Source organism: Pantoea sp. Morm (genome assembly GCF_016643525.1).
Lineage (GTDB): Bacteria > Pseudomonadota > Gammaproteobacteria > Enterobacterales > Enterobacteriaceae > Pantoea > Pantoea dispersa.
Map to the genome: position 1 here is coordinate 1 of NZ_VOQX01000250.1, position 1436 is coordinate 1436.

Sequence of the window (1436 nt, forward strand, 5' to 3'; positions counted from 1 at the left end):
CGCGCCAGATTTACGCATGTTCTCAATCGCCAGCTCGATGTCGCCGTTCGCTTCGGTCAGCGCTTTTTTGCAATCCATCATGCCTGCGCCAGTACGCTCACGCAGTTCTTTTACCAATGCAGCGGTAATTTCAGCCATTCCAGAATCCTCGATTCGTCTCTGTGTGCGTTAACACTGTCAGAAACTTGTTGCGGAAAATTTACTCTGCCCCGCTTACCCGAAAGAAGCGTGACAAACTTAGATAAATAAAAGGGGCCTGTGCGGCCCCCTTAACAGATAACATCTGATGTCTAAGGGCTCTTAGAAAGAGCGAACCTTATTAAGCTTCAGCAGCTTCTTCAGCCTGCTCAGCCAGATCCTGTGAACGGCCTTCGCGCACGGTGGTCGCAACAGCAGTCAGGTACAGGCTTACAGCACGGATCGCATCGTCGTTACCTGGGATAACGAAATCAACGCCATCTGGATCAGAGTTGGTATCAACGATAGCAAATACTGGGATACCCAGGTTGTTTGCTTCTTTGATTGCGATGTGTTCGTGGTCAGCGTCAACAACGAACAGTGCATCCGGCAGACCGCCCATATCTTTGATACCGCCCAGGCTGTTTTCCAGCTTGGCCAGTTCACGAGCACGCATCAGTGCTTCTTTTTTGGTCAGTTTGTCGAAAGTACCGTCCTGAGACTGAGTTTCCAGATCTTTCAGACGCTTGATTGACTGACGAACAGTTTTCCAGTTGGTCAACATACCACCCAACCAGCGGTGGTTAACGAAGAACTGGTCGCAGCTCAGAGCTGACTCTTTTACCGCTTCGGCAGCAGCGCGCTTAGTACCAACGAAAAGGATTTTGCCTTTACGTGAAGAGATCTTCTGCAACTCAGCCAGAGCTTCGTTGAACATTGGTACAGTTTTCTCAAGGTTGATGATGTGAACCTTGTTACGAGCACCGAAGATGAATGGCTTCATTTTCGGGTTCCAGTAACGGGTCTGGTGACCAAAGTGAACACCAGCCTTGAGCATGTCGCGCATTGAAACAGTTGCCATGATTACCTCTAAAGTATGATTGGGGTTGGGCCTCCATGTATCCCATACAACCGACCTCTTTCAAGGCACCCCGGCGTATGTGTCGATACATGTGTGTTTTAGTACACATAATGAGTTTTATGCGTTTCCTGCCAGCCAACGAAACGAAGGTGACAGAGAATCGTCGGCGCGCTTTATACCATAACGCGCAGGAATACGCCAACAGTTGTTAGCAGCTTGAGCGAGGAGTCATCCCGATTTGGCAGCCTAATGACTGACTGCTAACATGACTGCCACAGAACTCATTATTGTCGAAAATGTCGGCAATTGCGGATTATTTAATGGCCATTTCAATCAAAACCCCTGAAGAAATCGAAAAAATGCGCGTGGCGGGCCGTCTGGCTGCTGAAGTGCTGGA

Annotated in this window: 1 protein-coding gene and 1 pseudogene; both read right to left on the reverse strand. The window is 49.1% G+C overall.

Features of this window, described 5'->3' with window-relative positions; all coding sequences use genetic code 11:
- A pseudogene (gene tsf, locus FT726_RS27315) lies at window positions 1-138 on the reverse strand (elongation factor Ts); the annotation flags it as partial.
- Window positions 139-319: 181 nt separating this feature from the next.
- Window positions 320-1039, reverse strand: a complete 720-nt coding sequence (gene rpsB, locus FT726_RS27320; protein WP_034829491.1) for a 30S ribosomal protein S2 — start codon at window positions 1037-1039, stop codon at window positions 320-322.
- Window positions 1040-1436: the final 397 nt, after the last annotated feature.

Bases quoted from the DNA above. Each gene is read 5' to 3' on its own strand.
- rpsB (WP_034829491.1), bottom strand. From the start codon at position 1,039: ATGGCAACTGTTTCAATGCGCGACATGCTCAAGGCTGGTGTTCACTTT.